The sequence below is a fragment of the Nonomuraea sp. NPDC003707 genome (assembly GCF_053587055.1).
This window is the reverse complement of sequence record NZ_JBSFNK010000009.1, coordinates 80,189-102,821: the sequence shown is the minus strand read 5'-3', so window position 1 is coordinate 102,821 and position 22,633 is coordinate 80,189. Positions and strand designations below refer to the sequence as shown.

22 protein-coding genes are annotated in these 22,633 nt (G+C 70.7%); 15 read left to right on the top strand and 7 right to left on the bottom strand.

From position 1 onward, the window contains the following. Nucleotides 1–27: 27 nt before the first annotated feature. The 6 genes from ACWDRB_RS24480 to ACWDRB_RS24455 all read left to right on the top strand — a co-directional run bounded on the left by ACWDRB_RS24480 (nucleotide 28) and on the right by ACWDRB_RS24455 (nucleotide 4,988). Nucleotides 28–1,179 (top strand): sensor histidine kinase, encoded by a 1,152-nt coding sequence (locus ACWDRB_RS24480; protein ID WP_449897131.1) that lies wholly within the window; start codon nucleotides 28–30, stop codon nucleotides 1,177–1,179. Next, on the top strand, nucleotides 1,176–1,835 hold the full coding sequence (locus tag ACWDRB_RS24475) for a response regulator (RefSeq protein WP_449897129.1): 660 nt from the start codon (nucleotides 1,176–1,178) through the stop codon (nucleotides 1,833–1,835). Before ACWDRB_RS24480 ends, ACWDRB_RS24475 begins: the two co-directional genes overlap by 4 nt. A gap of 19 nt (nucleotides 1,836–1,854) precedes the next feature. After that, a complete protein-coding gene (locus ACWDRB_RS24470) occupies nucleotides 1,855–2,454 on the top strand; it encodes a sulfite oxidase-like oxidoreductase (RefSeq protein WP_363979053.1) in 600 nt (199 codons plus the stop codon). Between the two features lies 1 nt (nucleotide 2,455). Beyond that, nucleotides 2,456–3,169, top strand: a complete 714-nt coding sequence (locus ACWDRB_RS24465) for a ferredoxin reductase (RefSeq protein ID WP_449897126.1) — start codon at nucleotides 2,456–2,458, stop codon at nucleotides 3,167–3,169. Nucleotides 3,170–3,180: 11 nt separating this feature from the next. Further along, complete coding sequence (locus ACWDRB_RS24460; RefSeq protein ID WP_185069447.1) at nucleotides 3,181–3,447, top strand: DUF6510 family protein; 267 nt, start codon at nucleotides 3,181–3,183, stop codon at nucleotides 3,445–3,447. Nucleotides 3,448–3,581: 134 nt separating this feature from the next. Further along, complete coding sequence (locus ACWDRB_RS24455) at nucleotides 3,582–4,988, top strand: LCP family protein (protein WP_449897124.1); 1,407 nt, start codon at nucleotides 3,582–3,584, stop codon at nucleotides 4,986–4,988. Nucleotides 4,989–5,313: 325 nt separating this feature from the next. Here the strand turns inward: ACWDRB_RS24455 and ACWDRB_RS24450 are convergent, their stop codons facing one another. Together ACWDRB_RS24450 and ACWDRB_RS24445 are read right to left on the bottom strand one after the other, a co-directional pair. Next, entirely contained in the window at nucleotides 5,314–5,880 is a 567-nt protein-coding gene (locus ACWDRB_RS24450; protein ID WP_449897122.1) for an NADPH-dependent F420 reductase, read from the bottom strand. Between the two features lie 74 nt (nucleotides 5,881–5,954). Next, nucleotides 5,955–6,551: a TetR family transcriptional regulator C-terminal domain-containing protein gene (locus tag ACWDRB_RS24445; RefSeq protein WP_350724003.1), complete on the bottom strand. Its 597-nt coding sequence runs from the start codon at nucleotides 6,549–6,551 to the stop codon at nucleotides 5,955–5,957. Nucleotides 6,552–6,617: 66 nt separating this feature from the next. Between ACWDRB_RS24445 and ACWDRB_RS24440 the strand changes: the two genes are divergently transcribed. Then, complete coding sequence (locus tag ACWDRB_RS24440) at nucleotides 6,618–7,886, top strand: cytochrome P450 (RefSeq protein ID WP_449897120.1); 1,269 nt, start codon at nucleotides 6,618–6,620, stop codon at nucleotides 7,884–7,886. Here ACWDRB_RS24440 and ACWDRB_RS24435 read toward each other — a convergent pair. After that, on the bottom strand, nucleotides 7,849–8,019 hold the full coding sequence (locus tag ACWDRB_RS24435; protein ID WP_350724005.1) for a DUF3073 family protein: 171 nt from the start codon (nucleotides 8,017–8,019) through the stop codon (nucleotides 7,849–7,851). The two genes, ACWDRB_RS24440 and ACWDRB_RS24435, sit on opposite strands and share 38 nt — an antisense overlap. Before the next feature lie 87 nt (nucleotides 8,020–8,106). Here ACWDRB_RS24435 and ACWDRB_RS24430 point away from each other — a divergent pair, with 87 nt between their 5' ends. Beyond that, nucleotides 8,107–8,439 carry an ArsR/SmtB family transcription factor gene (locus ACWDRB_RS24430; protein ID WP_090938046.1) on the top strand — a complete coding sequence of 111 codons (333 nt, stop codon included), beginning with the start codon at nucleotides 8,107–8,109 and terminating at the stop codon, nucleotides 8,437–8,439. On the opposite strand, the gene ACWDRB_RS24425 is transcribed toward ACWDRB_RS24430, so the two are convergent. Continuing rightward, nucleotides 8,432–9,004, bottom strand: a complete 573-nt coding sequence (locus ACWDRB_RS24425; protein ID WP_449897116.1) for a hypothetical protein — start codon at nucleotides 9,002–9,004, stop codon at nucleotides 8,432–8,434. The two genes, ACWDRB_RS24430 and ACWDRB_RS24425, sit on opposite strands and share 8 nt — an antisense overlap. Nucleotides 9,005–9,063: 59 nt before the next feature. Between ACWDRB_RS24425 and ACWDRB_RS24420 the strand changes: the two genes are divergently transcribed. The 3 genes from ACWDRB_RS24420 to ACWDRB_RS24410 are packed head-to-tail and all read left to right on the top strand — an operon-like array spanning nucleotide 9,064 to nucleotide 11,407. After that, nucleotides 9,064–9,576 (top strand): PadR family transcriptional regulator, encoded by a 513-nt coding sequence (locus ACWDRB_RS24420; RefSeq protein ID WP_449897114.1) that lies wholly within the window; start codon nucleotides 9,064–9,066, stop codon nucleotides 9,574–9,576. Nucleotides 9,577–9,586: 10 nt separating this feature from the next. After that, entirely contained in the window at nucleotides 9,587–10,465 is an 879-nt protein-coding gene (locus tag ACWDRB_RS24415) for a 1,4-dihydroxy-2-naphthoyl-CoA synthase (protein WP_355193061.1), read from the top strand. A gap of 27 nt (nucleotides 10,466–10,492) precedes the next feature. Beyond that, nucleotides 10,493–11,407 carry an aminoglycoside phosphotransferase family protein gene (locus ACWDRB_RS24410; RefSeq protein WP_449897111.1) on the top strand — a complete coding sequence of 305 codons (915 nt, stop codon included), beginning with the start codon at nucleotides 10,493–10,495 and terminating at the stop codon, nucleotides 11,405–11,407. Here the strand turns inward: ACWDRB_RS24410 and ACWDRB_RS24405 are convergent. Next, entirely contained in the window at nucleotides 11,395–12,309 is a 915-nt protein-coding gene (locus tag ACWDRB_RS24405) for an NADP-dependent oxidoreductase (protein WP_449897650.1), read from the bottom strand. The two genes, ACWDRB_RS24410 and ACWDRB_RS24405, sit on opposite strands and share 13 nt — an antisense overlap. A 154-nt stretch (nucleotides 12,310–12,463) precedes the next feature. On the opposite strand from ACWDRB_RS24405, the gene ACWDRB_RS24400 reads away from it, so the two are divergent. Genes ACWDRB_RS24400 through ACWDRB_RS24390 form a run of 3 tightly spaced genes read left to right on the top strand, consistent with a single transcriptional unit; the run spans nucleotide 12,464 to nucleotide 20,024 of the window. After that, a complete protein-coding gene (locus tag ACWDRB_RS24400) occupies nucleotides 12,464–13,015 on the top strand; it encodes a hypothetical protein (protein ID WP_350724016.1) in 552 nt (183 codons plus the stop codon). Beyond that, nucleotides 13,015–15,111, top strand: a complete 2,097-nt coding sequence (locus ACWDRB_RS24395; RefSeq protein ID WP_449897109.1) for a flotillin family protein — start codon at nucleotides 13,015–13,017, stop codon at nucleotides 15,109–15,111. The genes ACWDRB_RS24400 and ACWDRB_RS24395 overlap by 1 nt, the downstream gene beginning before the upstream one ends. After that, nucleotides 15,108–20,024, top strand: coding sequence for a DNA repair ATPase (locus tag ACWDRB_RS24390; protein WP_449897107.1), 4,917 nt, complete (start codon nucleotides 15,108–15,110; stop codon nucleotides 20,022–20,024). Before ACWDRB_RS24395 ends, ACWDRB_RS24390 begins: the two co-directional genes overlap by 4 nt. 86 nt (nucleotides 20,025–20,110) lie before the next feature. Here the strand turns inward: ACWDRB_RS24390 and ACWDRB_RS24385 are convergent, their stop codons facing one another. Next, a complete protein-coding gene (locus ACWDRB_RS24385; RefSeq protein ID WP_449897105.1) occupies nucleotides 20,111–20,581 on the bottom strand; it encodes a MarR family winged helix-turn-helix transcriptional regulator in 471 nt (156 codons plus the stop codon). Between the two features lie 50 nt (nucleotides 20,582–20,631). On the opposite strand from ACWDRB_RS24385, the gene ACWDRB_RS24380 reads away from it, so the two are divergent. Next, the gene (locus tag ACWDRB_RS24380; protein ID WP_449897103.1) at nucleotides 20,632–21,777 is read left to right on the top strand and encodes an FAD-dependent oxidoreductase; all 1,146 of its coding nucleotides are present in this window, start codon (nucleotides 20,632–20,634) and stop codon (nucleotides 21,775–21,777) included. On the opposite strand, the gene ACWDRB_RS24375 is transcribed toward ACWDRB_RS24380, so the two are convergent. Next, nucleotides 21,739–22,617, bottom strand: a complete 879-nt coding sequence (locus ACWDRB_RS24375; protein WP_397372167.1) for a 4-hydroxy-tetrahydrodipicolinate synthase family protein — start codon at nucleotides 22,615–22,617, stop codon at nucleotides 21,739–21,741. The genes ACWDRB_RS24380 and ACWDRB_RS24375 overlap by 39 nt on opposite strands. Nucleotides 22,618–22,633: the final 16 nt, after the last annotated feature.

Below are 22,633 nucleotides of genomic sequence, written 5' to 3'. Positions count from 1 at the left end.
CCCTGGTCAACGCTCTAATGTGCAGAGATGACCTTTCTGCGCGGATGGCACCCGCTCGCCGTGGACAGCGCGCTCGCCGCCGTCGTGGCCGTCATGCTGGCCGCCACCGTGCTGGTCACGCCGCAGGCGGGCGCCCTGGACCTGGCCGCCGTCCTGGCCGGCTCGCTCTCCCTCGTCGCGTGGCGCCGCGCGCCCCTGGTGCCGCTGGTCGTCGGCACGGTCAGCATGCTCGTCTTCTCCGTGCACGCCCAGCCGGGCCCGCCCGCCGCCTTCCCCGTGCTGATGGCGGTCTTCGCCGCGGTATGGGCCGGACACCGGCTGCTGCCCGCGCTGGCGAGCGCGGTGTTCCTGGGCGTCAGCCTGGCGATCAACCTGGCCACCGCGACCGGGCAGAGCCCCAAGGACATCGTCCAGGGAACGACGCTGCTGCTCGGCTGGTTCCTGGCGTCGGGGGTGACGGCGACGGTCACCCGGCAGCGGCAGGCGTACCTGGAGCAGGTCGAGCAGCGGGCCGTGGAGGCCGAGCGCACCCGCGAGGAGGTCGCGCGCCGGCGCGCGGGCGAGGAGCGGCTCAGGATCGCCAGGGAGCTGCACGACTCGCTCACGCACAGCATCTCGGTCATCAAGGTGCAGGCGGGCGTGGCTGTGCACCTGGCCCGCAAGCGCGGCGAGGACGTGCCAGGGGCGCTGCTGGCCATCCAGGAGGCCAGCGGGGACGCCATGCGCGAGCTGCGCGCCACGCTGGAGGTGCTGCGCGACACCGACGCCCCGGACGGCTCCGGCGCGCAGGACAGCCGGCTCGACCGGCTCGACGACCTGGTGGAGCGGGCCCGCTCGACCGGGCTGGCCGCCACGGTGACGATCTCGGGGGTACGGCACGAGCTGCCGCCCGAGGTCGACCGGGCCGCGTACCGGATCGTCCAGGAGGCGCTCACCAACGTCTCCAGGCACGCGGGCGGGGCGGCGGCGTCCGTACGCGTCGACTTCGGCGGCGACGAACTGGTCGTGCAGGTGGACGACGACGGCCTGGCGAGCAGGGACGCGCCGACCGTGCCCGGCGTGGGCCTGCTCGGCATGCGCGAGCGGGTCACGGCGCTCGGCGGCCGGCTGCGGGCCGAGCCCCGCCCGGAGGGCGGCTTCACCGTACGCGCAGAGCTTCCACTGGGGGAACCGACGTGATCCGCGTGCTGCTCGTGGACGACCAGGCACTCATCCGCGGCGGCTTCCGCGCCCTGCTGGAGGCCGAGGACGACATCGAGGTCGTGGCCGAGGCCGCCAACGGCGAGCAGGCCCTCGCCCTCGCCCTCGAACACCTGCCCGACGTGGCGCTCGTCGACGTCCAGATGCCGGTGATGGACGGCATCGAGGCGACCCGGCGCATCGCGGCCGACGAGCGGCTGAGCGAGGTCCACGTCGTGATCCTCACCAACTACGGCCTCGACGAGTACGTCGTCAACGCGCTCAGGGCGGGCGCGAGCGGGTTCCTGGTCAAGGACACCGAGCCCGCCGACCTGCTGCAGGGCGTCAGGGTCGCGGCCCGCGGCGACGCGCTGCTGTCCCCCGCCATCACCCGCCGCCTCATCGGCGAGTACGTGGCCCGCCGCCCCGAGCCGGACCCGCAGGGCCTGGAGGTGCTCACCAACCGCGAGCGCGAGGTGACCGCGCTGGTCGCCCGCGGCATGTCCAACGACGAGATCGCCGCGCACATGGTGATCAGCCCGACCACCGCGAAGACGCACGTCAGCAGGGCCATGACCAAGCTGCGGGCACGCGATCGGGCACAGCTCGTGGTCTTCGCGTACGAGTCGGGCCTGGTGACACCGCGTCAGAGCTGATCGCGTGATGAAATGAGGCGTGAACATCATTTCGCGCGGTTTCCGCGGACGGCACCGGCCGGACGGCGACCGGGTGCCGCCGGGGCAGTACCTCGTCGACGACTTCCCCGTGCTGTCGGCCGGGCCGACGCCGCGGGTGCCGCTGGACCGGTGGGAGTTCGCCATCGACACCGAGGCGGAGCAGACCCACCGCTGGTCGTGGCAGGAGTTCATGGCGCTGCCCAGTGAGACTCCCATGGTCGACATCCACTGCGTGACCAAGTGGACCAAGCTGGACACCACCTGGGAGGGCGTCTCGCTCGACGTGCTCTTCGAGGACGTCGAGACCGCCGCCGAATACGCGCTCATCTACTCGTACGGCGGCTACACCACGAACCTCCCGCTCGAGGACCTCCTCGACGGCAAGGCGTGGATCGTGCACCGCTTCGACGGCGAGGAGCTGGAGCCGCGGCACGGCGGCCCGGCCCGGCTGATCGTGCCGCACCTGTACTTCTGGAAGTCGGCCAAGTGGGTACGCGGCATCCGGCTGCTGAACGAGGACTGGCCCGGCTTCTGGGAGACCGCCGGCTACCACAACTACGGCGACCCGTGGCGCGAGCAGCGCTACGAGGGCGACTGAGGTGCGCCGCCTGGCCTGGCGGGCGGCCGAGCTCGCCGAGATCGTCACCGAGACCGCGACCGCGCGCACGCTGCGGTTCCGGGTGCCCGAATGGCCGGGGCACCTGGCGGGGCAGCACGTGGACGTGCGGCTGACGGCCGAGGACGGCTACACCGCGCAGCGCAGCTACTCGCTGGCCGGCCCCGCCGACGGCGACCTCGTCGATCTGACCGTGGAGACCGCCCCGGACGGCGAGGTGTCGCCGTACCTGACCGAGGTCATCGAGGTCGGCGACCAGGTCGAGCTGCGCGGCCCGGTGGGCGGCTGGTTCGTCTGGCGGCCGGAGAGCAAGGCGCCGGTCGTGCTGGTGGCCGGCGGGTCGGGGATCGTGCCGCTGATGGCGATGATCAGGGCGCGCAGGCAGGTGGGCAGCCGGGTGCCGTTCCGCCTGCTCTACTCGCTGCGCGACCCGGACCGCCGCTACTACGCCGAGGAGCTGCGCCGCCCCGACCCGGGGCTCGACATCTCCTACCTCTACACCAGGTCCGCGCCGTCCGGCGTGTCCCGCCCGGCGGGGCGGATCATGCTGGACGACCTGGCCGAGGGCGGCTGGCCCGCGACCTTCGAGCCCGACTGCTACGTGTGCGGGCCGACGGGGTTCGTGGAGGCGGCGGCCGACCTGCTGCTCGCGCTGGGGCACGCGCCCGAGCGCATCCGTACCGAACGCTTCGGATAGGGGGAGCTCACATGACCGCAGAACACCTCGACGGCAACGCGCTGGCGGGCCCGCTCGGAGAGATCTTCGCCGTGGACGTCACCGCCGCCACCGGCCGCTGCGCGAGCTGCGGCCTCGCGGGCCCGGTCGCCTCGCTCCGCGTGTACGGCCCCGACCCCGGGCTGGTGGCCCGGTGTCCCGGCTGCGAGGAGGTGATCCTCCGCCTGGTACGCGGCCCGGGCACGGCCTGGCTCGACCTGCGCGGCACGGTTTCACTGCGCGTTAACCTGCCCGACTGACGACGTTGGGGACAGATCGTTCCTCATGAAGGTGCCCGACTGAGTACACTCGGGCAGGTTCAACCGGCCGAGATCTGTACGGCGAGGCTCTTGGCCATGGGCGGCGACCCGCGGCCCCGTCCCTCTGGAGTCACGTGAGCAGCGGGCTAGTCGACGCGCCCCCGTCCGAACCGAGCGCGCCACCCCGGCGGCGGCGCCGCTGGCTGCGCTGGACGATCGCGGTCGCCGTGACCGTGGTCCTCCTGGTCGCGGGCGTGGCCGTCGGCGTCTACGCGAAGCTGACCGGCAACGTCAAGCACATCGACGTCACCGCCGACGACCTCGGCGCCACCCGGCCGCCCAAGGTCGCGGGCACCGCCATGAACGTCCTGGTCGTCGGATCGGACCAGCGCGACGGCAAGAACGCCAAGTACGGTCACCACATCGCGGGTGAGCGCACCGACACGATCATGCTCGTGCACGTGTCGTCCAAGCGCGACAACGCGATGGTCGTCAGCTTCCCGCGCGACTCGCTCGTCCAGCTCCCCGCCTGCCGCGCCACCGGCGGCCTGCCCGGCCAGCGGCCGCACCTGGGCATGATCAACGAGTCGTTCAACTCCGGCGGCATCGCCTGCACCTGGAAGACGATCGAGACGCTCACCCACATCCGCATCGACCACTTCGTGAAGGTCGACTTCACCGGCTTCAAGAGCATGGTCAACGCCATCGGCGGCGTCGAGATCTGCCTGCCCGAGCCGGTGAACGACAAGAAGGCCCTGCTCCACCTGCCCGCCGGGCGGCAGACGCTCACCGGCGAGCAGGCGCTCGGCTACGTACGCGCCCGCTACAGCATGGGCGACGGCTCGGACATCGGGCGCATCCAGCGGCAGCAGATGTTCATCGCGTCGATGGTCAAGAAGGTCATGAGCGGCGAGACGCTCACCGACCCCGCCAAGCTGCTGGGCATCCTCGACGCCGGCACCAAGGCGGTGACCACCGACCGCGGCCTGAACTTCGGCGTCATGAAGGACCTCGCGACCAGCCTCCAGGGCCTGAACGCCGGGCAGATCCGCTTCATCACCACCCCCTGGCACTACTCCCTCACCCAGCCCGGCCGGGTCGAGTGGGTGCAGCCGCAGGCCGGCCACCTGTTCCAGATCGTGGCCAAGGACCAGAGCGTCCAGGGCGTCAAGGGCGGCCAGGCCAAGGTGGGCCGTACCAAGATCCAGATCGAGCTCCGCAACGGCACCTGGCGCGGCGGCCTCGGCACCCAGGTGGCCGCCGCCCTGGAGCAGCGCGGCTACCACATCACCAAGATCGGCGACTCCGCCCGCAAGCCGCAGGCCAAGACCACCCTCCTGTACGGGCCCAACGGCGAGACCCGCGTCCCCACCCTCACCAACGACCTCCAGAACTCCACGCTGCGGAAGGTGGCGGGGGCGCAGACGAACCGGCTGGTGCTGGTGATCGGCTCGGACTGGACGGGGCTGAAGCCGTTGCGCGCGGACGACACGGAGTCGATCAAGGGCTTCGACGCCACCCACGACACCTGCGCCACCTGACCCCCCGCCCCACCCGGCACCGGGGACGGCGTCCCGCGCGTCGGCCCCAGGGGGCGCATCCCCGGCGCGCCACCGCACAAGAGCGCCAGGCCCCACCGCACCACGTCCCGCCGACGCGGCGCGCCAAGGGACCAGCGCCACCGCACGGCCGCCAAGCGCGCATTCGCCGACCTCGGCCCACACCCTCCGGCGCCGGGTCGGCGGGACGGTGGGCGGCGGCGCAATGCGCACGACGGCACCCGGGCGGCGATCAGCGCTGCGGGTGGGGCGTGTGGCGGGGCCGGGAGCGGAGGCGGTTCGCGGGTGGCCGGGTGTGTGGTGGGGGTCAGAGGGCGTCGGAGAGGCCGCCGCCGTCGATGGCGGTGAAGCCGGCGTCCTCGATCAGCGGCACCACCGCCTTCTTGGCCGCCTCGTCGTCCCCCCAGTAGGGCATGTCGGCCCGCGACCCGCCCCGCTGCCCCGCCGTCCCCAGCGTCAGCAGTTCCTTCGAGTACTTCGTGTTGAACGTCCGCACCAGCCGGACCTCCGCCCCGAGCACGTGCTGCTGGTACTGCGGGCTGGTGAGCCCGCCGGGGACGGCGACCACCACGGACAGGCCGTCCCGTTCGGCGATCGGGTTGCTGGGGTCGACGACGATCTTGCCGGAGAGCGCGCCGTCGAGTTCCGCCGACACGGCGCGGAACGCCTCCCACCCCACCGCCAGCACGATGACCTCGCCGAACCGCGCGGCCTCGCTCGGCGTGCCGCCTTGGGCCTGCCCGCCGGTCGCCGCCGTGGCCGCCTCCACGCGGCCGGGGTCGGCGTCGCTGAAGAACACCTCGTGTCCGCCCGTCGACAGCAGGCGGCCAAGAGGCACGCCGAGTCTTCCAGAACCCACGATTGACACACGCATGTCTTGATCACCTCGTCACCGAAAGGAACCCACCAGACCCCGCCGGTGACATTCCTCCCCAGGTCAGAGGCTTGCTACGCGATGAGCGACGAGAGAGCGGCGAGGGAATCGACGACCTGCCGGGCATTGGGCGTGGCGGCCGGGTCGAGCAGCCACTGCAGCAGCAGCCCGTCGGTGATGGCCACCAGCACCGACACGAGCACCTCGGGCGCCACCGGCAGCTCGATGTCGAACTGGGCGACGGCCCGGCGCACCATGTCGGCGCCCGCACGGCGGCAGCGGGCGTACGACTCGGCCAGCCGTTCCCGCAGCACGCTCTCGCGCAGCGCCGCCGGGTAGCCCTCGACGAAGACCACGAGCTGCGGCCGCAGCTCCTCGAACCTGTCGACCAGCTCCGTCATGGCGCGCTCCAGCATCTCCCGCGCGCTGCCCGGCTCCGAGCTGAACATCGCCCGCTCGACCTGGGCGATCCACTGGTCGAAGAACTCGGCGAGAGCCTCGTTCAGCAGCGCGTCCTTGCCGCCGAAGTGGTAGCCGATGGAGGCCAGGTTGGTGCCTGAGGCGGCTACCAGGTCCCGGGCCGTCGTACGGGCATAGCCCTTCTCCTGCAGGCAGCTCACCGCTCCCGCCAGCAGTCTCTCCCGGTATCCACCGGCCTCTGTTCGTGCCACGTGATCCATGCTACAGATATATACAAGCGTCTATGACGGACGTACGTATACAAGAAAAGGTCGGAAATGATTCCTCCAGGGCCGAGACTTCCCTCGGCGGTGCAGACGGCGTGGTTCATCCGGGACGCGCCCGGCATGCTCACCAGGCTCCGGCGCAAGTACGGGCCGATCTTCACGGTCCGCTTCACCGGCCTCCCGCCGGAGGTCTACGTGACCACCGGGGAGCTGGCCGAGCAGGTCTTCCGGACCGACCACGGCGGCGGGCGCGCGGGCGAGGCGAGACGCGAGTTCCTCGCGCACCTGGTGGGCGAGCACTCCGTCCTCACGCTCGACGGCGACCCGTGGTGGCGGCACCGCAAGCTGCTCAACCCGCCGCTGCGCGCCAAGCAGGTCGCCGGCTACCGCGACGACATCGCGGCCATAGCGGCGGAGCGGATCGCGACCTGGCCGCTGGGCAGGCCGTTCGCGCTGCGCGACCGCATGCAGGACATCACGCTGGAGATCATCATCCGGTTGATCTTCGGCATCCGGGACGCCGGGCGCGTCAGCCGGCTCCGCGCGCTGCTGCCCCACCTGATCGAGACCGGCGGGTCCCCGCTGATCCCCATGCTCCCGGAGAAGTTCCGCAGGATCCCGTTCGGGCCCTACCCCCGGTTCGTACGGGTGAGCGCCGAGGTGGACGCGATCCTGTTCGACGAGATCCGCCGCCGCCGGGCCGCGCCAGGAGGCACCGACGTGCTCGGCCGCCTGCTGGACACCGAGCTGGGCGACCATGAGATCCGCGACGAACTGATCACCATGCTCCTCGCCGGGCACGAGACCACCGCCACCGGCCTCGCCTGGGCCTTCGAACGGCTCCTGCGCATGCCCGAGATCCTCGACCGGCTCCCCGACGACGAGACCTACCTCGACGCGGTGGTCAAGGAGGTGCTGCGGGTCAGGCCGGTCGTCTACGAGGCGCCGAGAATGCTCGACGCCCCGCTACGGCTCGGCGAGTACGAGATCCCCGCCGGATGGTACGCCGGACCGTTCATCCCGCTCGTGCACCACGACCCCGCCGCCTTCCCCGAACCCGACGAGTTCCGCCCGGAGCGCTTCCTCGACGGGCCCCAGAGCAGGGCCTGGATGCCGTTCGGCGGCGGGCGGCGCTTCTGCGTCGGCGCGCAGCTGGCGCTGCTGGAGATGCGCGTCATCATCCGCGAGGTACTGCACCGCCTGGAGCTCACGGCACCCGATCAGGCACCGGAGGCCAGGCGGCTGAAGAACGTCACGCTCGCACCCGCGAACCTGACCCGCGTCACTGCGCGCGCTCGGACTCCTGCTCGGACGCCGTAGGCGGATAGATCTCCTCGCTACGCGCATCGGCTCCCAACTCCTCGCGAAGCCGGTCATAGTCGATGCTGTGGTTGGTGTACTTCAGCTGGCGAGCGACCTTCGTCTGCTTCGCCTTGGCTCTTCCTCGGCCCATGGCTACTCCCTAGTCCCCGCTGTCATGCTATCCAACAACGTTACGACTTGAAGAATTATGCAACTGCGCTGGATTAGTCTGGGCTATATGCACGTGGAGGTCCACCAGGCCAAGGCCGACTTCTTCAGAACGCTCGGCCACCCCGCTCGCATCCGAGTGTTGGAGCTACTCCAGGAAGGGCCGCTTCCCGTCCGGGATCTGCTGGCCCAGATCGACATCGAGGCCTCGAGCCTCTCCCAGCAGCTCGCCGTCCTGCGCAGAGCGGGGATCGTGAGCGCGATTCGCGAGGGCAGCACCGTCGTCTACACGCTGGCCACACCCGAGCTGGCCGACCTGCTCGGGGCTGCCCGCAGGATTCTCACCGACATGCTCGCCGACCAGGGCGAGCTGCTCGCGGAGCTGCGAGCGGAGGTCACTTAGCCGGCGCCTGCCGCACGCGCTTGGGATACCAGGCCGTGAAGACGGCGGGCAGAACGAATGTGAGCACCTTGATGGCGATGACGAGCGTCGTCGCGTGAGGTGAGACGGAAAGCACGAGCGTCAGGGAGGCCGCGGCGACGGTGAAGGCCGCCGCCCAGACCATGGTGATCAACGCGTTGACGCGGTAGAACCGCGGGGTCTCCCAGGCCTCCTTCGGCGCCATCGTGCGCGCGATGCCGAGCGTGAAGGGCCTGCGGATCGCCAGCGAGCCCCAGGCGGTGCCCGCCAGCCAGACGTTGACCAGCGCGGGGCCGTACGGAGTGAGCGGCGAGTGCGGGGCCACCAGCGACAGCGCCGTGAGGCAGGCGAAGAACAGCGCCGCGCTGCTCTCGATCACCATCTCGTCCCAGGCCTTGCCCGCCCTGCGGTCGATGACGACGAGGCCGAGGGCGATGACGAGCCCGGTGATGGCGCCCCAGCGCCACTCGTCGCTGGTCGCGATGACCGCGTAGACGATCCAGGGCAGGAAGCCGAGCAGGCCGCGCATGGTGGGGTGTCCTTCCACATTCCTAAAGTGACATGTCGAAGCTAGAACCTCCTGCGCTGATATGTCAACATAGGAATATGAGCCTTCGACACGCCGTGCTGGGACTGCTCTCCGAGGGGCCCGCGAGCGGATACGACCTGATGAAGATGTTCGACATCTCGTTGTCGAACGTGTGGCCCGCCACGCAGAGCCAGCTCTACGCGGAGCTGGGCAAACTGGCCGACGCGGGACTCGTGGACGTGTCGGCCGAGGGCCCGCGCGGCCGCAAGGAGTACGCGGTCACCGAAGCGGGCCTGGCCGAGCTGCGCCACTGGATCACCGAGGTCGAGCCGACCCGGGTCCTGCGCAGCGACATGCTGCTCCGCGTGTTCTTCCTGGCCCAGGTCGCGCCCGAGCAGGCCCGCGAATACCTCCGCCACCAGGCCGAACGCGTCCGCAAGCACGTGGAGCACCTGGAGGGCCTCCGCGAGTTCCTCGAGAACCGCGAGGACAACCTCTCGGCGTACGGCCGGATCAGCCTCGAATACGGCCTGCGACTGGGCAAGGCCCAGCAGGAGTGGGCCGAATGGGCCGAAGGTCAGATCCGTTAGGCTCTGGCGCATGGTCTCCGAGCTGTTCGATCCCAAGGCGTGGCAGGCGGTCGAGGGATTCGACTTCACCGACATCACCTACCACCGGGCAGTCGACCAGGGCACGGTGCGGATCGCGTTCAACCGCCCCGAGGTGCGCAACGCGTTCCGCCCACAGACCGTGGACGAGCTCTACCGCGCGCTCGACCACGCCAGGCAGACCACCGACGTCGGCTGCGTGCTGCTCACCGGCAACGGCCCCTCGCCCAAGGACGGCGGGTGGGCCTTCTGCTCCGGCGGCGACCAGCGCATCAGGGGCAAGGATGGCTACCAGTACGCCGACGGCTCGGCGGCCACCGGGCGGCTGCACATCCTGGAGGTGCAGCGGCTCATCCGGTTCATGCCCAAGATCGTGATCTGCGTGGTGCCCGGCTGGGCCGCGGGCGGCGGCCACAGCCTGCACGTCGTGGCGGATCTCACCCTGGCCAGCGCCGAGCACGCCCGCTTCAAGCAGACCGACGCCGACGTGGCCAGCTTCGACGGCGGCTTCGGCTCGGCCTACCTCGCGCGACAGGTCGGGCAGAAGTTCGCCCGCGAGATCTTCTTCCTCGGCGACACCTACACGGCGGCCGACGCGCACCGCATGGGCATGGTCAACGCCGTCGTCCCGCACGAGGAGCTGGAGCGCACAGCCCTGGAGTGGGGCCGCAAGATCAACGGCAAGTCGCCGACGGCGCAGCGCATGCTCAAGTTCGCCTTCAACGCGATCGACGACGGGCTCGTCGGGCAGCAGGTGTTCGCCGGTGAGGCGACGCGGCTGGCGTACATGACGGAGGAGGCCGCCGAGGGGCGCGACTCCTTCCTGCAGAAGCGCGAGCCCGACTGGTCGCCGTACCCCTGGCACTTCTGAACCGGCGTCCCCGGGCAGACTGGGGGCATGAAGATCAGGGTGCCGGAGGCGTTGACCGAGTCCCACGTGAAATGGGACGGGGAGGCCGGTCGCGCCTGGTCCGCGGGGCTGCCCGCGCTGGCCGAGCGTTACCTGGAGGAGTGGGCGCTGCGGCTGGACGGGGAGTCCAGGCACGGGGTGGTGTCCCTCGTGCTGCCCGTCGTACGCGAGGACGGCACGAAGGCGGCGCTCAAGCTCCAGCCCGTCAACGACGAGAACGCCACCGAGGCCCCCGGCCTGCGCACCTGGGCCGGTGACGCGTCGGTGCTGCTGCTCGACTCCGACCCCGGGACCGGCACCCTGCTGCTCGAACGGCTGGAGGCCGACCGCTCCCTGTCCGGCATGCCGGACGACATGAAGGCCCTGGGCATCCTTGCGGACCTCCTGGCCCGCCTGGTGTCCTACCGGGCGCCCGAGGGGATGCGCCGGTTGGGCGACATCGCCCGGGCCATGCTGGACGACGTGGACGGCGCCGTGGCGAAGCTGCCGCGCGAGAGCGACCGCCACTGGGTGCGCTACTGCGCGGGCGCCGTCGGCGAGCTCGTCCCCGAGCCGGGCGACCGGCTGCTGCACTGGGACCTGCACTACGACAACGTGCTGGCCGCCGACCGGGAGCCGTGGTTGAGCATCGACCCCAAGCCGCTGGCGGGCGACCCGGGGTTCGACCTGCTGCCCGCCCTGCACAACCGCTGGGACGACGTGGTCGCGACCGGCGACGTGCGGCGGGCCGTGCTGCGCCGCTTCGACCTCATGGTGGACCGGCTCGGCCTCGACCCCCGGCGGGCTGCCGGGTGGACGCTCGGCCGGGTGCTCCAGAACGCGCTGTGGGACGTCAAGGACGGGGAGACCGAGCTCAACGAGATCGGCCTCGCCGTCGCCGAGGCCGTACGTCAGCGGATCTGAAGGACGATCTTGCCCTGGCCGTGGCCGGTCTCGATCTCCCGGTGCGCCTCCGCCGCGTCCTCCAGCGGATACGTCCTGCGTACCGGGAACGTGAAGGCGCCCTCGGCGTACAGGCGGGCGTAGCGCCCGAGCCGCTCGGCGGAGCGCTGCCCCTGCACCACCCGGACGCCCAGCTCGGCCGCCTTGCCGTGCTCGACCAGCGTGACGATCCGGGCGCGGTCCTTGACCAGCTCGATCGAGACCTCCAGCGCGTGACCTCCGGCCCCGTCGAGCGCGGCGTCCACACCGTCCGGGGCGAGCGCGCGTACCCGGTCGGCGAGCCCCTCGCCGTAGACCACCGGGATGGCGCCGAGATCGCGCAGGTAGTCGTGGTTGGCCTCGCGGGCCGTGCCGATCACGGTGGCCCCGCGCCGCCGGGCGATCTGCACGGCCGCCGTGCCCACGGACCCGGCCGCGCCGTGTACGAGCAGCGTCTCGCCCTCCGCGAGGCCGAGCCCGTCGATCGCCAGCTCGGCGGTCTGCACGCCCGAGGTCAGCCCGCCGGCCACCTCCCACGGCACCCCCGCCGGCTTGGGCGCCACGTCCGTCCCCGGCACCACGATGTACTCGGCATAGGCGTACAGCGCCGAGAACCCGAGCACCTCGTCCCCCGCGGACACCCCGGTCACCCCGTCGCCCACCTGGTCCACCACGCCCGCGAACTCGTTGCCCGGAATGCGCGGGTAGGGGGCGGGTCCCATGTACGGCGGCAACCACCCCGCCCGTACGGCCGTGTCGAACGGCTGCACGCCGGCCGCGCGCACCCGCACCCTGACCTGGCCGGGACCCGCCTGCGGCGCGGGCAGCTCCATCACCTTCAGGACCTCCGGGCCGCCGGGCTCGGCGAAGGCCGCGGCTCTCATCACGTCAGTCATGAGCCCAACCCTGCAACCTCAACCTAAGTGGAGGTCAAGTAGGGAAAAGTCACCAGACTTTTCGGGAACTTTCCGCTTTAGTCGTGCTTTATCTGTATATAGTCCGTCAGGACATCAACGGGGGATGGGCACACGGGGCGGGATGATCGAGTTCTTAGACACCGTACTGAGCTTTCCGACTGTCATTTTCACTTTCCTTCTCGTGGTGGTCATCGGCTATTGGCTGACCGTGATCACCGGGCTGTTCGAACTGGAAGATGACGCCACCTGGTTGGGCCTCGGGGGAGTCCCGGCCGGGATCGTGCTTTCGCTGTTGATTGCCCTGGCCTGGTTGCTCTGCCTGATAGGCAGCGTGGTGGCGAGTGGCGGCCTGCTGATCGCCGTCCCCTTCGCCGCACCGGTCGGGGCCTGGCTGGCCATCCGTGGCCTGCTGGGTCCGCTACGCAGGCTGTTCCCTGCCGGGGACCGGCATTCGCGTGGTGATTTCGTCGGCCAGATGTGCGTGATCCGTACCGGCGCGGCCACCCCTGACTTCGGCCAGGCCGAGGTCACGGCCGCCGACGGCTCGTCCGCGATCGTGCAGGTACGCACGACCGGCGAGGACCGCCTCGCCCGCGGCGACGACGCACTCATCTTCGAATACGACAAAGACGGCGAATTCTTCTGGGTCATGCCCTACGAAAGTGAGCACTGATGGACGTCATCTCCACCGGCTTCGGCGTATTTCTCGCCGTCATCCTGGTCATCGTGATTGGCCTGCTCGTCGTCATCGGCCGCCTTTTCCGCAAGGTGGATCAGGGCAAGGCACTGATCATCTCCAAGGTCAACAAAGTGGACGTGACGTTCACCGGCGCCGTCGTCTTACCGGTCGTCCACAAGGCCGAGACCATGGACATCTCGGTCAAGACCATCGAGATCGAGCGGACCGGCCGCGAAGGGCTCATCTGCCAGGACAACATCAGGGCCGACATCAAGATCACGTTCTTCGTCCGCGTGAACAAGACCGCCGAGGACGTCATCAAGGTCGCCCAGGCCATCGGCACCGTCCGAGCCAGTGACGAGTCGACGCTGCAGGAGCTGTTCAGCGCGAAGTTCTCCGAGGCGCTCAAGACGGCCGGCAAGCAGCTCGACTTCGTGGACCTCTACACCAAGCGCGACGAGTTCAGGGACCAGATCATCCGGCTCATCGGCACGGACCTGAACGGCTACAGCCTCGAGGACGCCGCCATCGACTACCTCGAGCAGACCTCGCTCATGCAGCTCGACAAGAGCAACATCCTCGACGCGCAGGGCATCCGCAAGATCACCGAGCTGACGGCGATCGAGCACGTGCGCACGAACGAGTTCCAGCGCAACGAGGAGAAGGAGATCACCCGCCAGAACGTCGACGCCCGCGAGGCCATCCTGGAGCTGCAGCGCCGCCAGGCCGACGCCGAGCTCAAGCAGCGACGGGAGATCGAGACCGTCAAGGCCCGCGAGGAGGCGGAGATCGCCCGCGTGCAGGCCGAGGAGCGGCTGCGCGCCCAGAGCGCGAACATCAAGGCCGACGAGCAGCTCGGCGTGCAGAACGAGAACCGCGCCCGTGAGATCGCGGTCGCCGAGAAGAACCGCGAGCGCGTGATCGCGATCGAGTCCGAGCGGATCGAGAAGGACCGCGTGCTGGAGGTCATCGCCCGCGAGCGGGAGACCGAGCTGTCGCGCATCGCCAAGGACAAAGAGGTCGAGACCGAGAAGCGGACCATCGCCGAGGTCATCCGCGAGCGCATCGCGGTCGACAAGACCGTGGCCGAGCAGGAGGAGAGCATCAAGCGGCTGCGCGTGGTCGAGGAGGCCGAGCGCACCCGCCAGACCGTGATCATCGCCGCCGAGGCCGAGGCCCAGGAGAACCTGGTCAAGGACATCAAGGCGGCCGAGGCCGCGGAGGCCGCGTCCAAGTTCAAGGCCCGCGAGGAGCTGGTGCTCGCCGAGGCCAGGCAGCAGGCGGCCGAGCTGGAGACCAGGGCCAAGATCCGGCTGGCCGAGGGCATCCAGGCCGAGTCGGCCGCGGCCGGGCTGGCGGAGGTGCAGGTCAAGGAGCGCGACGCCGAGGCCATCGAGAAAGTGGGCCGCGCGGAGGCGCTGGTGCTGAAGGAGCGGCTGGCCGCCGAGGCCGACGGCGCCAGGTCCATGGCGCTGGTCGAGGGCGACCGGCTCAAGGCGCAGGCCGAGGGTGAGCAGGCGATGGCGCTGGCCGGGGCGGCCGCGGTCGGCGAGAAGCTCAAGGCCGAGGCCGAGGGTCTCACGCAGAAGGCGGCCGCGATGGCGGCGCTGGACGAGGCCAGCAGGGCGCACGAGGAGTACCGCCTGCGCCTGGAGGCCGACAAGGAGATCAGGCTCAAGCACATCGACGTGTCGCGGCAGGTGGCGGAGTCGCAGGCCAGCGTGCTGGCCGCCGGTCTCGCCAAGGCGAACATCGACATCGTCGGCGGCGACACGATGTTCTTCGACAAGGTGGTCGGCTCCATCACCGCGGGCAAGGTGGTCGACGGGTTCGTGGACCACTCGGAGGTCGCGGGGGCGCTGGTCTCGCCGTACGTGAACGGCTCGGCCAGCCTGGCGACCGACCTGGCGAACGTGATCGGCGGCGTGCGTACCGAGGACATCAAGAACCTGACCGTCTCCGCCCTCCTCCTGCGGCTCATCCAGGATGGTGGCCCGCAGGCGACGGCGCTCGGCGAGCTGCTGGAGACGGCCCGCAGGCTCGGCGTGGCCGACTCCCCCGTGGCGGCGCTCGCCGGGGCCGCTCGGTGACCCAGGTGACCCAGCTGGAGGCGGGGACTTACGAGGTCCTCAGGAACAGGCTCCAGGCCCAGGCCAAGACCCTGACGGCGGCGGCCGAGGCGCTCAACGGGGCGCGGCTGAAGGTGTTCGGGGGCGCGGAGCTGCGCCTGCTGGGCACCGAGCGGATCCGCACGGAGAACAACTGCGTCCCCAGGGACATCGTCTCCCTGGGCGACGTGATGCTCTTCGGCTACAACGTCTTCATCGGGCTGAAGCCGGAGACGGCGGTGGCGGACGTGTTCGCGGTGCACCGGTTCTCCAGGGACGGTGACGCGTTCAGGTTCGACGCCGACAAGCTGGAGACGCTGGACGATCCGGCGTTCAAGAAGGACTTCGCCGAGCTGTACCGGTACTACAAGGAGACCAGGCTGCAGCAGCTGCGGCGGGTCGAGGGCAAGCTGCTGGCGGTGTTCCAGACGGGGCCGGCGGACCTGCGGGTGCTGCGGTGGACGGTCGACAACGGCGGAGTCCCGAAATATGTGGACAACCGGGGGGAGCGGGATCACACCTTCCCCCCGTCCCACGACTTCGAGTGGACGCCGACCACGCGCGACGACCACGTGCTCGGACGGCACCCGCACATCTCGATCGAGGGCGAGGTGTTCGTCGAGACGGTCGGCGGCGACCTGACCATCAAGATCGAGAACAACACGGAGACCGGCGCCGGCATCTACGCCGAGCCGGTCGCCGAACCGCTGCAGAGCCTGGCGGACGCCGACGTCGAGTACGCCAGGGTCGGGCCGCTCGTCCTCATGCGGATCAGGCCGTACAAGGAGACCGAGTGGCGCCACCTGGTCTTCAACACCCGCACCAAGGCCGTCATCAGGCTCGACGGTCTCGGCCAGGCGTGCCAGCGCCTGCCCGAGGACCAGGGGCTGATCTTCCCCGGCGGCTACTACCTGGCGACCGGGGCCAGCAAGACGTTCGACACGGACGTGACGGACCTGGAGTTCGAACGGGTGGTCCGCTCGCCCAACGGCGAGGACGTCCTGTACGTCTTCCACGCCAGGGGTGACGGGCGCTCGCTGCTGCTGCCGTACAACGTGATCAGGAAGGAGGTCGCCAACCCCATCGTCTGTCACGGCTACTCGCTGTTCGACGACGGCACGATGGTGGTCTTCCGCGCGACCTCCGACGAGCCCACCCGGGTGCACCCGATGCAGGTCTGGCAGACGCCGTACGTCTCCGACACGTACGCCGCCGCCCAGCCCGCCGGGACGGGGCCCCTGGAGCGCATCGGCAACGCGGAGCTGGTGCGCGGCATCTCCGACTGCCTGTCCGTGTCGCGGATGGTCGAGGAGATGGCGGCGTCCGCGGGGACGTTCGAGGGGCTGATCGCGGCCTGCACGCGGACGTTCGACTCCTATCACTGGCTCGAGGAGCACGGCCTGAGCGGGCCGCTCGCCGACGTGCGCGCCACGGCCGAGCAGGTGCTGGACGAGTACGAGAACGTCGAGCAGCTCACCCGCCAGGCCGCCGAGGCCCTCGCCACCGCCTCCGAGGAGATCACCCACCTGGTACGCGAGGCGCGGGCGGACAGTCCCGTCACCGCGGACGCCTGGGTCGACACGCTGGCCACGCTGCGGCGGGCCCAGGGTCGCCTGGTGACGCTGCGCGAGACCCGCTACATCGACCTGACCGGCCTGGACGCGCTGTCCTCCTCCGTGACGGAGGAGCTGGCGTCCGTCGGCAGGCGGGCGGTCGAGTTCCTACAAGGTGTGGACGCGTTCACCGCCTACCACGCGGCCGTCGAGGAGCTCGCCGCCGGGGCGGCCGCGATCGGCACGGTCGCGGAGGCCGCCCCCGTGGCGGACCGGCTGGCCGCGCAGGCGGAAGGGCTGGAGGTGGTGACGGAGGTCGTCGGCTCGCTGGACATCGCCGACGCGACCGTACGCACCTCCATCCTGGGCCGGATCGCCGAGGTCCTCGGCGGGGTGAACCGGGCGCGCGCCATCCTGGACGGGCGTCGGCGCGAGCTGCTCGGGACGGAGGGGCGGGCCGCGTTCGCCGCCGAGTTCGCCCTGCTCGGCCAGGCCATCACGGGCGCGCTGGCGATGGCGGACACCCCGGCCAAGTGCGACGAACAGCTCGGGCGGCTGATGCTGCAGCTGGAGACCCTGGAGTCGCGATTCGGCGAGTTCGACGACTTCGCGGCGCAGCTGTCGGCCAAGCGGGAGGACGTCTACGAGGCGTTCTCGGCCCGCAAGCAGACCCAGCTCGACGACCTCGCCCGGCGCGCCGACCGCGTCTTCTCCTCCGCCGAACGCATCCTGGGCAGCATCACCCGCCGCCTCGGCGCCCTCGCCTCCCTGGACGATGTCAACACGTACTTCGCCACCGACCCGATGGTGGCCAAGGTCCGCTCGGCCGCCGTCGAGCTGCGCTCGCTCGGGGACGCCGTACGGGCCGAGGAGCTGGACGGGCGCGTCAAGTCCGCCCAGCAGGAGGCCGGCCGGGCCCTCCGGGATCGCCTCGACCTCTTCTCCGACGGCGGGGAGACGCTCCGGCTCGGCCGCCACCGCTTCGCCGTCAACACCCAGCCCATCGACCTGACGCTGGTGCCGCACGGAAGCGGCCGTGAGCATGAGCGCGTGTCCATGCACTTCGCGATCACCGGGACCGACTACCGCTCGCCGGTGCCCGCCTCCTTCGCCGACACCCGGCCCTTCTGGGACCAGCTGCTGGTGTCGGAGACGCCTGAGGTGTACCGGGGCGAGCACCTGGCCGCCTCGCTCCTGGACTCCCTCTCCCCCGGGGCCGCTCTTGAGGACGCGGTGCGGCAGGCGGTGGAGTCGCGCTATGACGAGGGGTACGAGCGCGGGGTCCACGACCACGACGCCGCTGCCATCCTGGACGTGCTGGTACGGCTGCGGTCGGGGGCGGGGTTGCTGCGGTACCCGGCCGAGGTGCGGGCGGCGGCGCAGCTGTTCTGGGCCTTCGGGTTGGACGAGGTTTCACGTAAAACATTCACCACGCGCGCCGTGTCGCTCGTCCGCGCCCGCGCCGTCTTCGGCCCCACCCCTGCCCTGGACTCGCTGGCGGTCGAGCTGGAGACGTTGATCGCGGACTTCGTCGGCGGCCTCCGCCCGAACCCGCCGGGCGCGCTGGCAGCGGGCCTCCGCACGCCGGCGCCCGACCCTACCGTCACGGGGGCCGGGCTTGCGGGGGAGTATCTCGTCGAGGAGCTGGGCAGCGGCCCGTTCGGGTTCGTGACCGGCAAGGCGGCGCGCGACCTCCTCGACGGCTTCCGCCAGACCCTGGGCCCGGCCAAGCTCCGGGAGTTCGAGGACGAGCTCAAGAGCGTCCCGCTCCCCGAGCGCCTGCAACTGGCCCACGCCTGGATGGCCGCCTACCACCAGGGTCCCGAGGTGGCGGAGGCCATCGCGGTGCAGCTGTGCGACGTCCCCCGCCACGACTCCAGCGCCGCCGTCCAGGAGACCGTGGACGGCCTCCTGGGCGCCCACCCCCGCATCAGGGACCGCAAACTCGACATCCGGCTGGACGAGCTCCTCACCAGAACACGTCGCTTCCGCCAGGAGCGCGTCCCGGCGTACCGGGCCTACCAGCGGCGCAGGAGCGAGCTGGTCGAGGCCGAGCGCCACCGCCTGCGCCTGGACGAGTACAGGCCCAAGGTCATGAGCGCCTTCGTGCGCAACCGCCTGCTCGACGAGGTGTACCTGCCGCTGATCGGCGACAACCTGGCCAAGCAGCTCGGCGCGGCGGGCGCGGGCAAGCGTACCGACCAGATGGGCCTCCTCCTGCTCATCTCACCGCCCGGCTACGGCAAGACGACCCTGATGGAGTACGTGGCCAGCCGCCTGGGCCTGGTGTTCGTCAAGGTGAACGGCCCGGCCCTGGGCCACGAGGTGACCTCGCTGGACCCGGCGGACGCGCCCGACGCGACGGCCAGGCAGGAGGTGGAGAAGATCTCGTTCGCGCTGGAGACGGGCAACAACACGCTGCTCTACCTCGACGACATCCAGCACACCTCGCCGGAGCTGCTGCAGAAGTTCATCTCGCTCTGTGACGCCCAGCGGCGCATCGAGGGCGTGTGGAACGGCCGCACCCGCACGTACGACCTGCGTGGCAAGCGGTTCGCAGTGTGCATGGCGGGCAACCCGTACACCGAGTCCGGGCAGCGTTTCCGCATTCCCGACATGCTGGCCAACCGCGCCGACGTCTGGAACCTGGGCGACGTCCTGTCGGGCAAGGACGACCTGTTCGCGCTGAGCTATGTGGATAACGCGCTGACCTCCAACCCGGTGCTCGCGCCGCTCTCCGGCCGCGACCGCGCGGACGTCGAGCTCCTCGTACGGCTCGCCAGGGGTGACACGACCGTCCAGCCCGACCAGCTCCGTCACCCGTACAGCAAGCCGGAGCTGGATCAGATCCTCAGCGTGCTGGCCAAGCTCGTACGCGTCCAGGAGGTCGTGCTGGCCAACAACCAGGCCTACATCGCCTCGGCCGCCCAGTCCGACGCGGCCCGCACCGAGCCCCCGTACCGGCTGCAGGGCTCGTACCGCAACATGAACAAGCTGGCCGAGCGCATCGTCCCCGCCATGAACGACGCCGAGCTGGAAGCGGTGATCGACGACCACTACCTGGGAGAGGCCCAGACCCTGACCACGGACGCCGAGGCCAACCTGCTCAAGTTAGCCGAACTGCGCGGCCGCCTCACCCCGGCCCAGGCCGGACGCTGGGCGGAGATCAAGACCGCCTACCTCAAGGCCAAGGCCCTGGGCGGCGCCGACGACGACCCGATGGCCCGGGCTGTGGGCGCCCTCGGCCTGCTGGCCGACCGCGTGAGCGAGGTCGGCACCGCCATCCGCGAAGCCGACCGCGTGGGCGAGGTGGACACGACCGTTCGCGAAGCCGACCGCTAGGCCACCAGCCCCGGCTCGCTCGCTCTGGTGCGGCGGCCCGTGATCCCACCCACCGGCCGCCGCACACCGCACCGGAGGCTGCGGGGCTATGTCGTCAGGTCGCGGGTGGCCGCGCGTTGGAGGGCCGTGGCGCGGGTGACGTAGTCGAGGATCAGCTCCAGCTCGTCATCCGTGTACCGCGCGTACAGCTCCCCCAACGCCGCCACGAACGGCTCGAACAGCTCGCTGAACCCGGCCAGCCGCTCGTAGTTGATCTCCACGATGACCCGCCGCCGGTCCCGCGTGTCGCGCACCCGCCGCACCAGCCACTTCGACTCCAGCCGGTCGATCAGCCCGCTGACGGTCGCCGGCGCCAGCCCCGCGTGCTGGCCGATCTCCCCCGCCGTCAGCGGCCCCATGCGCTGCAGCAGGTCGAGCGTCTTCTCCTCGGTCATGCCGAGCCCCAGCCGCTCGCCCATGGCGGTGTGGTACATCACGGCGGCGTTGCTGTTGTCCCGCCCCGCCATGCCGAGGGCCTCCAGCAAATTATTTCGCCGCTCCGAAATATCTCTGGACACAGGTAAAGCCTCCGCATATATTTCGTTCGACCGAACGAAAGGTTATCACTATGAAGGCTCTGATCATAGGCTGCGGCATCGCCGGACCCGTCACGGCGATGGCCCTGCGCGAAGTGGGTGTGGACGCCGAGATCTTCGAGGCGTACGGGCAGGGCGCGGAGGACGTGGGCTCGTTCCTGAACGTCGCCTCCAACGGCCTGGCCGCGCTCCGCGTGCTGGGCGCGCACCACAACGTATTGTCCCAGGCCATCCCCACCCCGCGCATGGTCATGTGGAGCGGATCGGGCAAGCGGCTGGGCGAGGTGGCCAACGGGCTGCGGCTCGACGACGGCACGGTGAGCCACACCGTCCTGCGCTCCGACCTCTACCGGACCATGCGTGACGAGGCCGCCCGGCGCGGCATCGAGGTCACGTACGGCAAGCGCCTGGTCTCCTACGACGAAAGCGCAAGGCAGGTGACGGCGAGGTTCGCGGACGGCACGGAGGCGACGGGCGACCTGCTGATCGCGTGCGACGGCGTGCACTCGAGCACCCGCACGATCCTCGACCCGCAGGCTCCCGCCGCCCGCTACAGCGGCCTCTACAGCTTCGGCGGGATCGTCAAGGACGCCGACTTCCCCGGCGAGCCGGGCGTCTACAACATGGTCTTCGGCAAGCGCGCGTTCTTTGGTTACGCGGTACCGGAGTCGGGCGAGACCTGGTGGTTCGCGAACCTGCCCAGGCGGCTCGGCGACGTTCCGAAGGACTGGAAGCCGGTGCTGGTCAGGGCGTTCGAGGACGACGCGAACTTCTCCGCCGAGCTCATCCGGCGCAGCGACGTTGAGCCGGGGTCGCCGATCTACGACCTGCCGCCGGTGCCCGTGTGGCACCGCGGCCGGGTCCTGCTGATCGGGGACGCCGCGCACGCCACCTCACCCAGCTCCGGCCAGGGCGCCTCGCTGGCCATCGAGGACGCGGTCGTGCTGGCCAGGTGCCTGCGCGACAGCGGGAGCCACACGAAGGCGTTCGAGCGCTTCGAGGCCGAACGGCGGCCCAGGGCGGAGCGGGTGGTGGCGTACTCGAGGACGATCAGCAACAGCAAGGCCGCGAGCCCGGTCGCCCGGGTCTTCCGCGACCTGATGCTGCCGTTCTTCCTGAAGAAGAGCGCGAGCCAGGAGTCACTCGCCTGGATGTACCGCTACCAGGCGAGCCTGTGAGACCGCCGCCTCCCCGGCCGGGACCAGCGGCAACCGCACGTCCGGAGTCGGGATCAGGCCCTGGGCGTGCAGCACTCCCTTGATCACGGTGGGGTTCGGCTCGGCGAAGAGCGCGGCCGAGAGCCTGGCCAGCCGGTGCCCGAGCGCCCTCGCCCTGGCCGCGTCGCCCGCGTTCCAGGCGTCCACCAGCTCGACGTAGCCGCGGGTCTGCAGATGCGCCGAGGCGAGGATCCCGCCGACGGCGCCCAGCGCGAGCAGCGGCGAGATGAACGCGTCGTCGCCCCCCACCACCTCGAACCCCTCGGGCAGATCCCCCAGCAGGTCCACCGCGTCCTGGTCGATCCCGCCCGCCGCGTACTTCATGCCCGCGATCATCGGGTGCGCGCCCAGGTGCCGGAAGGTCGCGGCGCCGACCGCCTGACCCGTCCGGTACGGGATGTGGTAGATCACCAGCGGCACCGGCGTCGCCTCCGCCAGCGCCTCGAAGTGCGCGATCACCCCGCGCTCGCCCGGCCGCAGGAAGTACGGCACCGTCACCAGCGCGGCGCCGACCTCCGAGGGCAGGCCCTGCAGGGCCCGGGCCGTCGAACGCGTGTCGTTCCCCGTCACCCCCACCGTCAGCAGCGCCTGCCGCTCCGCGCACACCCGCGCGCACGCCTCGATCACCAGCTCCCGCTCGCCGGGGTCGAGCGCGGCCACCTCGCCGGTCGTCCCCAGCGCGACCAGCCCGGCGGCGCCCTGGTCGAGGTAGTCCGACGCGAGCTTCTCGATCGCGTCCACGGCCACCTCTCCCGACGAGGTGAACGGGGTGACCAGCGGTACGTGTAGTCCTCTCAGCATGGTTCGAGCCTGTCCT